The sequence below is a fragment of the Streptomyces aureus genome (genome assembly GCF_000725495.1).
Taxonomy (GTDB): domain Bacteria; phylum Actinomycetota; class Actinomycetes; order Streptomycetales; family Streptomycetaceae; genus Streptomyces; species Streptomyces aureus_B.
In genome coordinates, this window is the sequence record NZ_JNZD01000004.1 from 518255 (window position 1) to 532180 (window position 13926).

General features: G+C 73.2%; 13 protein-coding genes. 3 read left to right on the forward strand and 10 right to left on the reverse strand.

Features of this window, described 5'->3' with window-relative positions; all coding sequences use genetic code 11:
• Positions 1-62 precede the first annotated feature (62 nt).
• A complete protein-coding gene (locus tag IO36_RS08435) occupies positions 63-1322 on the forward strand; it encodes a lactonase family protein (RefSeq protein ID WP_209441163.1) in 1260 nt (419 codons plus the stop codon).
• Here IO36_RS08435 and IO36_RS08440 read toward each other — a convergent pair.
• Positions 1290-2018: a DUF2470 domain-containing protein gene (locus IO36_RS08440; protein WP_037617745.1), complete on the reverse strand. Its 729-nt coding sequence runs from the start codon at positions 2016-2018 to the stop codon at positions 1290-1292. The two genes, IO36_RS08435 and IO36_RS08440, sit on opposite strands and share 33 nt — an antisense overlap.
• Before the next feature lie 137 nt (positions 2019-2155).
• Positions 2156-2764, reverse strand: a complete 609-nt coding sequence (locus tag IO36_RS08445) for a TetR/AcrR family transcriptional regulator (protein WP_037617746.1) — start codon at positions 2762-2764, stop codon at positions 2156-2158.
• Between the two features lie 108 nt (positions 2765-2872).
• Here IO36_RS08445 and IO36_RS08450 point away from each other — a divergent pair, with 108 nt between their 5' ends.
• Positions 2873-4354 (forward strand): cytochrome P450, encoded by a 1482-nt coding sequence (locus IO36_RS08450; RefSeq protein ID WP_051900164.1) that lies wholly within the window; start codon positions 2873-2875, stop codon positions 4352-4354.
• Positions 4355-4607: 253 nt separating this feature from the next.
• Here IO36_RS08450 and IO36_RS08455 read toward each other — a convergent pair whose 3' ends face one another.
• Positions 4608-5453, reverse strand: coding sequence for a pentapeptide repeat-containing protein (locus IO36_RS08455; protein WP_051900259.1), 846 nt, complete (start codon positions 5451-5453; stop codon positions 4608-4610).
• Positions 5454-5579: 126 nt separating this feature from the next.
• Between IO36_RS08455 and IO36_RS08460 the strand changes: the two genes are divergently transcribed.
• Entirely contained in the window at positions 5580-6485 is a 906-nt protein-coding gene (locus IO36_RS08460) for an SDR family oxidoreductase (RefSeq protein WP_037617747.1), read from the forward strand.
• Between the two features lie 3 nt (positions 6486-6488).
• Here the strand turns inward: IO36_RS08460 and sigJ are convergent, their stop codons facing one another.
• From sigJ to rhaS, 7 genes are all read right to left on the reverse strand, one after another.
• Entirely contained in the window at positions 6489-7397 is a 909-nt protein-coding gene (gene sigJ, locus IO36_RS08465; RefSeq protein ID WP_037617748.1) for an RNA polymerase sigma factor SigJ, read from the reverse strand.
• A 50-nt stretch (positions 7398-7447) separates the two neighbouring features.
• Complete coding sequence (locus IO36_RS08470) at positions 7448-8275, reverse strand: enoyl-CoA hydratase/isomerase family protein (RefSeq protein ID WP_037617750.1); 828 nt, start codon at positions 8273-8275, stop codon at positions 7448-7450.
• A 76-nt stretch (positions 8276-8351) separates the two neighbouring features.
• A complete protein-coding gene (locus tag IO36_RS08475; protein ID WP_037617751.1) occupies positions 8352-9653 on the reverse strand; it encodes an alpha/beta fold hydrolase in 1302 nt (433 codons plus the stop codon).
• Between the two features lie 133 nt (positions 9654-9786).
• The gene (locus IO36_RS08480) at positions 9787-10812 is read right to left on the reverse strand and encodes a LacI family DNA-binding transcriptional regulator (RefSeq protein ID WP_037617753.1); all 1026 of its coding nucleotides are present in this window, start codon (positions 10810-10812) and stop codon (positions 9787-9789) included.
• Between the two features lie 76 nt (positions 10813-10888).
• Positions 10889-12313, reverse strand: a complete 1425-nt coding sequence (locus IO36_RS08485; RefSeq protein ID WP_037617755.1) for a BNR repeat-containing protein — start codon at positions 12311-12313, stop codon at positions 10889-10891.
• Positions 12314-12448: 135 nt separating this feature from the next.
• Entirely contained in the window at positions 12449-12769 is a 321-nt protein-coding gene (locus tag IO36_RS08490) for an L-rhamnose mutarotase (RefSeq protein ID WP_037617757.1), read from the reverse strand.
• Positions 12770-12833: 64 nt separating this feature from the next.
• Complete coding sequence (gene rhaS / locus IO36_RS08495; RefSeq protein WP_037617758.1) at positions 12834-13919, reverse strand: rhamnose ABC transporter substrate-binding protein; 1086 nt, start codon at positions 13917-13919, stop codon at positions 12834-12836.
• Positions 13920-13926: the final 7 nt, after the last annotated feature.

Genomic DNA, 13926 nt, shown 5'->3' on the forward strand with positions numbered 1-13926 from the left:
CGGGGTGCGGCACGCCAAGGTGGCGGTTCCGGCCGAGGCAACCGACACCCCGAGGTACAGGCATGAGCAGTGGTGCGCGGCCGTCGCACGGCACGGGCGGCGGCTGGAGCCGACGGCGCTTCGTCGGCGCGCTGGCGGGGGCCGCCGCGATCGCGGCGGTCCCGGCTCCGGCCGCGCCCCGGTCGGACCGCGCAGTGCCGGCGCCGCCCCCGCGGACACCGGAGGCCGGTCCCTCCGTGGGCGCGTCCGTGTCCCCCGCCCCTTCGGCTCCGTCGTCCCCCGCCCCGCCCTCCGGTCCGCGTCCGCTGTACCTGGGCACCTACACCTCAGGCGACGGCGGCGGCCGGGGGATCGGTGTCGCCTCCTACGATCCCGAGACCGGGGCGATCACCGGCGCCGGCGTGGTGACGGGTGTCGCCGACCCGTCCTTCCTCGCGGTCCATCCGGACGGCCGCACGCTGTACGCCGTCGACGAGCGGGGCGCCGGCGCGGTGACGGCGGTCCGCCTGCCCGGCCACGAGGTGCTGGGCAGCCGTTCCACCGGCGGCTCGGGGCCCTGCCATCTGTCCGTGCATCCCGGCGGCCGCTGGCTGCTGAGCGCGAACTACGCCTCGGGGAGCGTCGCCGTGCATCCCGTGGACGCCTCGGGCGCGCTCGGCGAGCGCACCGATCTGGTCACGCACACGTCCCCGGCGCCCGGCCCCGGACAACAGGGGCCGCACGCGCACCAGTTCCTGACGAGTCCGGACGGCGGGCACCTGCTCGCCGTCGACCTGGGCACCGACACGGTGTACACCTACCGACTGGACGAGAGCAGGGGCACGCTCACCGAGGTCTCCCGGGCGCGGACACGGCCGGGCGCGGGACCCCGCCACCTCACGTTCCACCCCGGCGGCCGGTACGCCTACCTGGCCGACGAGGTGGACGACACGGTGACGGTCTGCGGCTACGACCCGGCGACCGGCCGGCTCACCATGGGCGAGCCGCAGTCCACCGGCACGGGCGGCGGCACGAGCTACCCGGCCGAGATCCTGGTCACGGCCGACGGTTCGTACGCGTTCCTCGCCAACCGGGGCGACAACACCCTGACACGGTACGCGGTCGAGGCGGACGGCGCCCGGCTGCGGCTGCTGGACACGGTCCCCGTCGGCGGCGACTTCCCGCGCCACATCGCCTTCTCGCCGGACGGGCGGCTGCTGTTCGCGGCCAACCAGCGGTCGGGCACGGTCACGGTCTTCGCGGTGGACCGGGAGAGCGGGGAACTACGGCGCACGGGCGAGCCGTTCGCCTCACCCCTCGCGGTCTGTGCGCTGCCGCTGTAGCGGGCGGTGGCAGCCGGCGGCGAGGGTCGCCTGCGTGAGCAGGGCGTGCATGCGCTCCGAGAGCTCGGAGACGTCGTCGGCGGGCGCGTGGAACGGCAGGCGTACGTCGCCGTTGCCGCGGACCCGTTCGACGCGCAGGGTGATCCCGTGGCGGTCGACGGCCAGGGGCTGGACGCGCACCGCGCCGTGCAGGCTGTCCGGCTCGACGAGGCGGGTGAGCCGTTCGACGGCGTCCGGGTGGGCGTCGGCGAGGTGGGTGAGGAGGTGGGCCTCGGCGAGGGCGAGCGGATCGGGCCGGGCGTCGGCCAGTTCGTCCAGGTCGACCACCAGGGTCCCGCCGGGCCGGCGCAGGACCGCGCGGGTGGTCCGGAAGGACAGCGCCCCGTCCTCGGGGACGAACCAGCCGGCGAGCCAGAGCCGGGCCCGGATCCGGTTGCGCACGGGCACCGGCGCCACGTCGGCGAACTCCAGGACGGCGGACGGTTCCCCGCGCGGCGAGCAGACGGCCGCGGCGAGCAGCGCGCTGTCCTCGGGCGCCCGCAGGAGCACCCGTCCGTCGTCGGTGACGGAGTGCGCGCCGACGAACTCCTCCCGGCCGCCCTCGGCGCTCACCGCGCAGGACCAGGCCGTGGCGAGCACCGAGCGGGCGTGCTCCGCCGCGGCGGGCGCGGCCGTCCAGGTGTGACGGTCACCCATCGACTTCCTCCTTAGGTAAGGCTTACCTAACCTATCGAAGATCGGGGCGTACGCCAACCACGTCACGCACTCTTCGGACGCGTGGGCGTTCTCCGCGCCCCTCGATCGGGAGTCCTCGGTGGCCGCGGGGCCGGATCTCAGGGGGTGATCGCGCCGAGCAGCGCCCGTGCGCACAGATCCCGTACCTGCTCACGCGTCAGGTCGGCGCCGCGCAGCCACTCCAGGCACACGGCCGTGGTGAAGGCGAGCCACCCGCGGACCGCGACCCGCAGTTCCGGGCGGTCCTCGGCGGACCGGCCGAGCTCGGGGTCCGCGGCGAGGGCCTGCATGATCTGACGCTCCTGCGCGGCCAGCGCCCGCCGGTAGACCTGGCGCACCGCCTGGTCACCGGCCGCGTCGGCGCGATGGAAGGCGCGGAACCCGTGCGCGTGCTCCTGGACGTACCCGAGGAAGGTGTCCAGGCCCGCGCCCAGCTGCTCGCGCACCGGGACACCGGGCACCGCCGCGGTCATCCGCAGCATCCGCCCGCTCTCCCGCTCGACCACGGCGGCGAAGAAGTCCCGCTTCGTCGGGAAGTAGTGGTAGAGCAGCCCGCGGGAGACTCCGGCGATCTCGGCGACCTGCTCGATCCAGACGTCGTCGTACGGGCTCTCCGAGAACAGACGGGCACCGACCGACAGCAGCTGCTCCCGGCGTTCCTCGGTGCTGAGCCGGCGGCGTGCGCGCTCCCCCTGCTTCCCCGTCATGCCCGCACTGTACTTGACGCCGGTTCAACAACGGGACCAGACTGAACGCCGTTATTGAACTCGCGTACAACAGACTCGATCTGCCCGGTCCACAAGGGAGTTGGCGTCATGGCGGAGACGACGGAGGCGACACGGCCCAGGGGGTTCCGCAGCGCGGAGCTGGGCTGGCCGGAACTGCACCGCATCCCGCACCCGCCGCGCCGCGTCCCGCTGATCGGCGACGTGGTCGGGGCGAACGTGCGCTCCCCGCTCCAGGACTCGATGCGGTTCGGACGGCAGCTCGGGCCGATCTTCCGGCGCCGCGCCTTCCGCAACGAGATCGTCTTCGTCTGGGGCGCGGAACTCGCCGCCGAACTGGCCGACGAGTCCCGCTTCGCCAAGCATGTGGGTCTCGGAGTCGCCAACCTGCGCCCGGTCGCCGGGGACGGACTGTTCACCGCCTACAACCATGAGCCCAACTGGCAGCTGGCGCACGACGTCCTGGCCCCCGGCTTCAGCCGTGAGGCGATGGAGGGCTACCACCCGATGATGCTGGACGTCACCGGGCGGCTGACGGACCACTGGGACCGGGAGGAGGCGGCGGGCCGCGCGGTGGACGTGCCCGGCGACATGACCAAGCTGACGCTGGAGACGATCGCCAGGACCGGCTTCGGCCATGACTTCGCCTCCTTCGAGCGCTCCCGGCCGCACCCCTTCGTCGACGCGATGGTGGGCACGCTGACCTACGCGCAGCGCCTCAACGTCGTCCCGGTGCCCCTGGCCCCTCTCCTGCTGCGCGGAGCCTCGCGGCGCAACGCGGCGGACACCGCCCACCTCAACCGCACGGTCGACGCCGTCGTGGCCTCCCGCCGGGCCGGCGGCGGCGAGGGCGACCTCCTCGACCGCATGCTGGAGACCGCGCACCCCTCGACCGGGGAGCGGCTGACCCCCGAGAACATCCGCCGCCAGGTCATCACCTTCCTGATCGCCGGCCACGAGACCACCTCGGGCGCCCTGTCCTTCGCCCTGCACTACCTCTCCCGGCATCCGGAGGCCGCAGCCCGGGCCCGCGCCGAGGTCGAGGCCGTCTGGGGCGGCACGGAACGGCCCGGCTACGAGCAGGTGGCCAAGCTGCGCTACGTCCGCCGGGTCCTCGACGAGTCGCTGCGCCTGTGGCCGACCGCCCCGGCGTTCGCCCGCGAGGCCCGGCAGGACACCGTGCTCGGCGGGGTCCACCCGATGCGGCGCGGGGCGTGGGCGCTGGTCCTGACCGCCCTGCTGCACCGCGACCCGCAGGTCTGGGGCGCCGACGCGGAGGAGTTCGACCCGGACCGTTTCGACGCCAAAGCGGTACGGGCCCGGCCCGCGCACACCTTCAAGCCGTTCGGCACCGGAGCGCGCGCCTGCATCGGCCGCCAGTTCGCGCTGCACGAGGCGACGCTGGTCCTCGGACTGCTGCTGCGCCGCTACGACCTGCGGCCCGACCCCGGCTACCGGCTCCGGGTGTCGGAGCGGCTGACCCTGATGCCGGAGGGACTGCGCCTGCATCTCGACCGGCGCCCGCCGGTACGGCCGGGACACGAGGCCGGGCTGGCCCACGCCACCGACTGAGGCCGTCCGGCAGAGGCCGTCGGCAGAGGACCGCCGTCAGAGGACCGCCGCCTGAGGCCGGTGGCGACCGGGCCGTCCTGGCACCCGGCGCCTGGCTCCCGGCCCCAGCCCCGGCGCCCGACCTCCGGTCGACTCGGCCGGGCGGGGAGCCGTACGGCCTCCGCCCACGCCGGGGACCGGCCGTCGATTCGGCGGGGCGAGGGCCGCACGGCCTTCACCCACCTCGGGTCCGGCTTCGGCCCGGGGGCTCCGTTCAGTCCCTGGAGATCCAGTGGCCGGGGCGGTCGACCGTGGCCGGGAGCCTCGTGCCGGTGTTGCCGCGGGCCGCGTTGAGCTGTGGCTGGGTGAGGAACAGCGCTCCGGTCAGATCGGCGTCGGCGAGGTCGGTGTCGCGCAGGTCGGCGCCGAGGAGATCGGCCCCGCGCAGATCGGCCCCGGTGAGATCGGCAGCGATGAGCAGGGTCCCGCGCAGGCTCGCGCCCCGCAGGTCGGCCCCCTTGAGCCGGGCGCCCATCAGGTCCGCGCCGCGCCGGTCCCCCTTCCGGCCCCCGCCGGTCCCCGCCCGGACCAGTTCGCTGACCCGCAGCAGCACGTCGCCGACCTGTCGCCGGTGCGTGCCGACGTCCAGCGCGGCCAGCTCCTCCGGGGTCCCGCGGGTCAGTCGCTCGGTCGCGGAGAGCAGACGCCGGACGTCCGCGTGCACCGGACGGGCGGCGGGCAGGGTGAGCGCTTCGTTCAGGTACCACAGCAGTTCCCGCAGGTGGCGCACCACGGGGAACACGTCGAACATCAGCCGGGCCCGCTCCTTGGGGCCCGAGCGCCAGTCCACCCCGCCGAAGGTCACCTGGGAGACCTGCTGCCCGGCGCCGAAGCAGTCGTAGACCGTGCAGCCCGTGAACCCGGACGTCCGCAGCCGGGAGTGGATGCCGCACCGGGAGTCGCCGCCCAGGTTCGGGCAGGGCTCGCCCGCGCCCTTGTCGATCGCGAAGTCGGCGGAGCGGGCGAAGGGAAGGGCGACGCAGCACAGTCCGAAACACCGGTCGCAGTCGGCTCGCAGTTCGGTGCGGGGGTCGGGGGACGTGGTGTCGTGCTCGTGCATGACCTCCACCCTACTCAAGCCGGACTCACCCCGACGCCGGTCGACATGTCTCCCCCGCCCGGCGCGGAGGGTTCCTCGTCCGCCGGGGCCGGATGCCCGGCGGCGCCGCCGGGTATCGAATCCGCCATGGACTCCACGGCGCTTCCCGGTCTCCCCGTCCCTCCCCCGCTGGGTGCGAGCGCCCTGCCGGCCGGGACGTACGACGGCTCGCTGGTGCTGGTCACCGGGGGCGGCACCGGGCTCGGGAGGGCGATCGCGGCGGAGTTCGCGCGGCTCGGCGCCGATCTGCTGATCGTCAGCCGCCGCAAGCGTCATCTCACCGCCTCCAGAGCCGAGTTGGCGAAGCTGGGCACCAGGGTCGAAACCGCCGTGTGCGACATCAGGGACCCGCGGCGCATCAGCGAGGTGTTCGACGGATGCGCACTGCCGGACGTCCTGGTCAACAACGCGGCCGCGAACTTCCCCGTGCCCGCGGAGGACATGTCCCCGAACGCCTGGCAGGCCGTCGTCGACATCACCCTCACCGGAACGTTCCTGATGACCCGTGAGTTCGGCCGACGGCACCTGGCGGCGGGCACACCCGGGTCGGTCGTCGACGTCGGCGCGTCCTACGCCTGGACCGGCGGCCCCGGCTTCGCGCACAGCGCGGCGGCCAAGGCCGGGGTGGAGAGCCTGGTGCGCACCCTGGCCGTCGAGTGGGGTCCGTACGGCATCCAGGTCAACGGTCTGGTGCCGGGGCTGATGCCGCACGAGGACATGACGGAGGACATCCGCGGCAACCTGACACGGGCCGCGGCCGACGCGGCCGACACCGGGGTGCGCGGCGCGCTCGACCGGCGGCAGCCCGCCCTGCGCGTCGGCGCACCCCGTGAACTCGGCTGGGCCGCCACCTTCCTGGCGTCCCCCTACGCCCGTTTCATCACCGGCCACACCCTGGTGGTGGACGGCGCCAACTGGCAGCGCAGGGACCTGGTCGCCCCGTCGGTCACGCCGGTGCGGGACCAGCTGGGGCGTGGTCCCTTCACCGGCTGACGGTCACTCCCCCGGCTTCTCCCCCGCGAGGTCGAGCCGGGCGAGCCGCTCGGGGTCGGCCAGGATGTACATCGCGACGATCCTGCCGCCGGCGACGGTGACCCCCATGACGGACTGCGGCCGGCCGTCCACGATCGCGACGACGCCCGCCTCCCCGTTGACCTGCACGAGACGCGAACTCGCCTCGAACCGGCGGAAGGTGAGCGCCTGCCCGGCCACCGCCTCGGCGCCGCGCACCAGCTTGGACACGGTCACGCCGCCGACCAGCGCGCCCGCGTCGGCGCGCAGCACGACATCGGGGTCGAGGACGGCGACGAGGGCCTCGAAGTCCCCGGCGCGCGAGGCCGCGAGGAAGGCACCGAGGACCTCCCGCTGCCGGACGACGTCCCGTTCGGGCTCGGGGGCGGCGGCCCGCTTGACCCGGCGGCGGGCCCGGCTGGCGAGCTGCCGGGTGGCGGCCGCGTTGCGCCCCACGACGGGCGCGATGTCGTCGAAGGGCACCGCGAACATGTCGTGCAGCACGAACGCGAGCCGTTCGGCGGGCTCCAGGGTCTCCAGCACGACGAGGAGGGCGAGTCCCACCGAGTCGGCCAGCAGCACCTCCTGTTCGGGGTCGATCCGGTCGAGCGGGCTGACCACGGGGTCGGGAACGAAGGTCCCGGAGGGCTCCAGCGGGTCCTCCCGGCGGGCCGCCCGCGAGCGCAGCATGTCCAGGCACACCCGGCCGGTCACGGTGGTCAGCCAGCCGCCCAGGTTCTTGATCTCGTCCGCGTCGGTGCGGCCCAGCTTCAGCCACGTCTCCTGGACGGCGTCCTCCGCCTCGCTGAGCGACCCCAGCATCCGGTAGGCCACCGCCCGCAGCCGGCCCCGGTGCTCCTCGAACTCGTCCGCGAGCAGTTCAGTGTCGGGCATCGATCCCCCTGTCTCGTCGTGCGCATCCGTGACCGATCAAAACACGGGGGTCACTTCCCCTCGAAACGGGGCGCGCGGCGGGCGCCCTTGGCCGCGTACCCCTCTGCCGCGTCCTCGGAGGTGAGGGTGAGCGCCGCCGACAGGGCGGTCCGGTCGAGCGCCGCGGTCAGCGGTGCCTCGGCGTAGGCGTCGACGGCCCGTTTGACGCCCTGGACGGCGAGCGGGGCGTTCGCGGCGATCTCCGCGGCGACGGTCCGGGCCGTGGCCTCCAGCTCGGTCTCGTCGGCCACGAGTTGGACGAGGTGCAGGCGTTCGGCCGTGGTGGCGTCCAGCCGTCTCCCGGTCAGCGCGAGGAACTTGGCCCAGCCGGTGCCCGCCTCGCGGGCGATCCGCAGGTCCCCTCCGGCGTCGACGGCGAGCCCCAACTGGGCCTCGGGCAGGGCGAACACGGCGTCGCGGGCGGCGATCCTGACGTCCGCCATCAGCGCCAGCTCGAAGCCGAGGCAGTAGCCCTGGACCGCCGCGACGACCGGCTGCGGGAGCCGGGCGAAGGCCGCGAAGCGCTCGTGCGCCCAGCGGATGCCCTCGTAGTAGGCGCGGGCGCGTTCGGCACCGGAACGGCCGGTGATCGCGCCGCCCGGGGCGCTGACGTCGATCCCCGCGCAGAAGGCGCGCCCCTCGGCCCGCAGCAGGACAGCCCGGACCGACGGGTCGAAGCGGATCCGGTCTGCGTACAGGCCGAGTTGGCGGGTGGACTCCCAGCTCCAGGCGTTGAGCTTCGCGGGCCGGCACAGGGTGAGGACGCCGATGCCGTCCTCGACGTCGAGGCGGAGGCGCTCCTCGCCCTCGGGGATGTCCGTGCGGGTCGTGTCGATCATCCGTGCCCCCTAGGGTTTCTGACAGAGCGTCAGAATCTCAGGGGGCGCGGATGCCGTGAAGTGGGACGCGGACGTCTCAGACGTCGTCCCGGGTGAGGGCCAGCAGGCGGTCGAGCACGCGCGGGCCGCCGGCCCGCAGTCCGTCGTGCTCGAACTCGTCGGTCACCCAGGTGCGCAGCCCCCGGACGGCGCGGGCGGTGGCCAGCGAGTGCCCGGCGTCGACGTACATGTCGTCGTGGTAGACCGCCGCCGCGACCGGCACCTCGTTCGCCGCGAGGCGGGCCGGGTCGTACAGCGGCGCCCAGTCGGTGCGGGCGGCCAGTTCCTCGGCGGTGTCGCGCAGCGGGCGCAGCGCCGGGTCGCTCTCGAAGGTCCAGGGGTGCACGGACTCGCCGGTGAACAGCAGCGGCCCGTCGTCCGCGAGCGTCTTGGCCGCGTCGAACTGGGGGAACTCGGCGCGCACGCGCTCGGCGGACCAGGCGGTGGGGAGGCCGCCCTGGGCGTAGATGGCCTCGTGGACCAGCGCGTACAGCGGGTGGCCCGCGTACGAGAGGAGTGCCTGGACCTCCTCCTGGAAGGCGTCGGAGAGGGCGTGACCCTGCGGGGTGCGGACGAACGCGTCCTCCAGCAGGTAGTGCAGCCGGTGGCTGCCGTCGCTGCCGCCGAGGAGGATGCCGAGGGACTGGAAGGCCTCGGCGGTCAGCCGGTAACCGCCGTTCAGCACGGGCTCGTGCTGGAGCAGGTACTCCGCGATCCGGCGGGCGCGCTCGACGTCCTGGGGGTAGCGGCGGTAGTGCGCGGCGACCTTGCGCTCGATGCGCGGGTAGGCGGCGCGGTAGACGTCGTCCGCGTGGCCGTCGAGGGAGGGCAGACCGCCGGTGATCACGGCGGCGCTCAGTCCCTCGGGGGCGCTGGAGAGGTAGCGGACGGCGCAGAAGCCGCCGAAGCTCTGGCCCAGGACCGTCCAGGGCGCCCCGCCGGTGAGGGCCGGCCGGATCGCCTCGCAGTCCCGGACGATGGAGTCGGACCGGAAGTGCGCGAGGTAGTCGGCCTGCTCGCGGGGGCCGCCGCGCAGCGGGAGCGTCTGCCGGTTGGCGGGGGTGGAGGCTCCGGTGCCGCGCTGGTCGAGGAGCAGGACCCGGTGGTCCTTCAGCGCCCGGTCGAGCCAGGCCTGGCGGCCGACGAAACGATTCGCTCCGAAACCGGGGCCGCCCTGGAGGTAGACCATCCACGGCAGGTTCTGGTGCGCCTTGTCGCTCGCGACGGCCTCCCGGGCGAACAGCTCGATGCTCTCGCCGTCGGGTCGGTCGTGGTCGAGCGGCACGGTGAAGCGGTGGTCGGTGAGGACGACACCGGGCTGGCGGTAGCTGACGGTCAACAGGTCTCCCGAGACGTACGGATTCCAGGCCGTCCCAGTTGAGCACATGTCGCCCGGGCTCCGCGGCCCGGGGACCGGGAAGATGAACTGAACAGTGACTCAGCAGTGCGATGACCGGGAACTGAACCGCTGGTCAGCGCGCCGCCAGGCTGGAGCGGCGCACGACCAGTTCCGGCTGGAGCACCACCCGGCGGTGCTCGTGCGGCGTGGGAGCCGTCTCCGCGTCGATCTCCTCCAGGAGCAGCTCGGCCGCGAGGGCGCCCATGGTCACGGCCGGCTGGCGCACGGAGGTGAGCGGGACGGCCGCGGCGGCGGCGAACTCGATGTCGTCGTAGCCGACGATCGCGAGGTCGTCGGGGACGCCGACGCCGGCCGCGTACATGGCCTGGAGGACCCCGAGGGCGAGCAGGTCGTTGGCGCAGAACACGGCGGTGGGGCGCTCGGCGAGGCCGAGCAGCCGGGCTCCGGCGTCACGCCCCGCGGCCACGTCGAGCCGCTCGGTGGGCAGCTCGCGCAGGTTCTCCGGGCCGAGGCCCGCCTCGCACAGGGCGTTCAGCGCGCCCGTACGGCGGTCCCTCACCTGGCTGAGTCCTGGCGGTCCGCTGACGTACGCGATGGAGCGGTGTCCGGCGTCCACCAGGTGCCGGACGGCCAGCGCGCCGCCCGCCACGTCGTCGACCGAGACCGAGCACTCGGTGGTGCCCTCGGCGACCCGGTCGACGAGGACGAAGGGGATGCCGTTGCGGCGGAACGCCTCGATGTTGCGCCCGCTGGCGTCCGAGGGCGTCAGCAGCACCCCGCGCACCCGCTGCTCGGCGAAGAGCGACAGGTAGTCGGCCTCCTCGCTCGGGGACTGCGCGCTGTTGCAGACCATCACGCCGAGCCCGGCCTCCCGTGCGGCGCGCTCGGCGCCGCGGGCGACGTCCACGAAGAACGGGTTGCCCATGTCGAGCACGAGCAGGCCCATGATCCGGCTGCGCCCGGCCCGCAGCTGGCGGGCCGACTCGCTGCGTACGTAGCCGAGCCGGTCTATGGCGGACTGGACGCGTGCCCGGGTCTCGGAGGCCACCGAGTCCGGGCGGTTGATCACGTTCGAGACCGTACCGACGGAGACCCCGGCGGCACGGGCGACGTCCTTGATACCCACCGACTGGGCCATCGGGCGGGAACCTCCAGAAGAACGAGAAGCGGCAGGCCGGCCCTCAGATTACCCGCGGGCAGGCCGGAAACAGTGGTCATGAGGGCAGTGCGAGATCGACGACGTGCAGGGCCGACGGCGTGGCCCCGCTCGACTTCTCCTGGTACATCACGGACAGCGTTCCGTCCTGTGGGACACGCGTCTCGTCGATGACGACCTCGCCGAAGGCGTTCAGGCCGGCGCCGTCGGACAGGAGCGTCCAGTCGGTGTGCCCGGAGGCTTTCGACGCGCCCGCGATCCGTCCGAACGGCAGGATCGCGTAGGCGTTGTCGTACCGGTCCAGGACCAGCCTGGTGCGCTGGCTGGAGCCGAGCGGGACCGGGATCTCGGTCTTGGTCCACCCCCCGGAGGAGCCCTTGCGGAGATGGAAGGCCCGGCCGTTGGCCGTCCGGTCCTTCACGTAGTCGGTGGTGCACTGTCCGAAGCGACCGGGGACATAGCTGATGATCGCGTGCGGGAGGCCCGCCGAGTCGGTGGCCTGGCTCTCCTGGTTCATCAGGGAGTGGTCGGGGCCGAGCGCGTCGACGACGAGTCCGGCGTCGGTGACGGCGACGGTGTCCGCGCTCCCGGTGGTGGCGACGAGGGTGCCCGCGTCGTTGCGCCAGGTGCGGCCCCGGTCGGTGGAGTGGACGTAGCCGGTGTCGTGGTTGGTGATGCCGCCCGCGTTGCACATCACGGCGGCGTTCTGCTCGCGCCAGGTGAAGAAGGCGTGCAGCCGGCCGTTCACGTCGTAGTCGATGCCGTGGAGGTACATGTTGCGGGCGGTGCTCGACCCGTGCGCGCTGGTGTAGGTCCCGGTGGAGGCGGACCACTCGCCGAGCGCGGTCCAGGACGAACCGTCGTACTCCGCCAGGGCGTTGCGCCCGTTCCCCGAGACACCGGCGCGGTAGCTGAGCTGGAGGCGGCCCTCCGGGGTCGCCACGAACTGCGGATAGGTGAACTGCGAAGTGGGCGCGAGGCCGTCCAGGGAGGTCTGGACGGCCCCGAGGACGGCGGAGGTCCAGGCCGTCGAAGCCGGGTTGTCGAGCAGCCCGGCCACCGACTTGACGTAGAAGAAGCCGTCGCTGTGGGAGTCCATGTTCAGGTGCAGCCGGCCGTCCGTCCGGGAGACGCCCATGGAGATCACGTTGTGCGAGTCGTCGCTCTTGAGCTTGTGGCCGAGCGTGATCGTGGACCAGCCGCCGGCCCCCAGCGCACGGCGGGCGACGACCGCACTGCGGTCCGCGGTGTACCAGGCCGCGTACTGGTGGCCGCGGTAGGTCAGCAGGCCGTTCTTCTGGAACGAGTTGTTGTTGACCAGCCCGTCGTAGGAGACGAAGTAGAGCGCCCGGGAGTCGAGCACGGTGGTGCCGGTCCGCGTGACCGAGGGGCCGGGGGCGGCCGCCCGGGCCGTCCCCGCCGTGAGGGCGGGGCCCGCCACGGCACCCAGCAGGGCCGTCGTCAGTACGGTGCGTCGTCTCATGTACGGGCTCCTCGATCGGGCGGGCGGGCGGGCGGTGGGGTGCGGTGCGGGCCGGGCGGGACCCGGACGGTGCGGTGCGGGCGACCCGGGTGCGGCGGACCGTCGGCGGACCTTCGCGGTGGGTTGGACGGTGGGTCAGGCCAGGTGGAAGACCTCGGTGAGGGGCTTCATGGCCTCGTCGGGGCGGGCGCCGTCCAGCGCGGTGAAGAACGGCGCCATCTCCGCCTGCCAGCGGGCGTTGACGTCGGTGGCCTCCATCGCGGCCCGCGCGGCCGCGAAGTCCTCGGTCTCCAGATAGCCGACCAGCAGGCCGTCCTCACGCAGGAAGAGCGAGTAGTTGTGCCAGCCGGTCGCCGAGAGCGCCTCGCGCATCTCGGGCCACACGGCGGCGTGCCGCTCGCGGTACGCGTCGAGGCGGTCCGCTCGGACCTTCAGCAGGAAGCACACGCGTTGCATCGATGACCCTCCGGGGCCTGGGGCCGGGCCGGCGCGAACGGTGGAGCACCGGCCCGGCGGGACGTCAGAAGTCGAACTGGTCGATGTTCTTCGCGTCGAAGACGGTGGGCTTGCCGAGGCTGATCACGCCGTCCTTGCCGATGGTGAACGAGCCCATGTCACCGGCCTTGAAGGTCTCGCCCTCCTTGCCCGTGATCTGCCCCGAGGAGAGCGCGACGGCCGTACGCGCGGCCAGCTCGCCGAGCTTGGCCGGGTCCCACAGCTCGAAGGCCTCGACGGTGCCGTTCTTGACGTACTTGCGCATGTCGTTCGGGGTGCCGAGGCCGGTGAGCTTGACCTTGCCCTTGTACTTGGAGCCGGACAGGTACTGCGCGGCCGCCTTGATGCCGACCGTGGTCGGGGAGATGATCCCCTTCAGGTCCGGGTGCTCCTGGAGCAGGCCCTGGGTCTGCTGGAAGGACTGCTGGGCCTCGTCGTTGCCGAAGGCGACCTTGACCAGCTTGACGTCCTTGTACTTGGGGTCCTTCAGCTCGTCCTTCATGTAGTCGATCCAGGTGTTCTGGTTCGTCGCGGTCTGCGCGGCGGACAGAATCGCGATCTCGCCCTTGTAGCCGATCTGTTCGGCGAGCAGCTGCACCTCGGTCCGGCCCAGGTCCTCGGCGCTCGCCTGCGAGACGAACGCGTTGCGGCAGTCGGTCTTGGTGTCGGAGTCGTAGGTGACGACCTTGATCTTGTTCGTCATCGCCTGCTTGAGCGCGGTGCACAGGGCACCCGGGTCCTGCGCGGACACCGCGATCGCGTCGACCTGCTGCTGGGTGAGCGTGTTGACGTAACTCACCTGGCCGCTGGTGTCGGTGGCGCTGTTGGTGCCCACCTCCTTGTACTTCGAGCCCAGTTCGGTCAGCGCCTTCTCGCCGCCCTTGTCCGCGGAGGTGAAGTACGGGTTGTTGACGGCCTTGGGGAGGAAGCCGACGGTCAGGCCCTTCTTGGTGGCCGCGTTCGGGTCGGCCTTGGCGCCGGCGGCGGCACCCGAACCGCCGGAGTCCTTCACGTCGTTCTTGGTGGTGCCGCCGCAGGCGGTGACGGCGAGGGCGATGGAGGTGACGGCGGCGAGCGCCGCACAGGCACGGCGGATCGATGACTTGCGCATGGGTGAG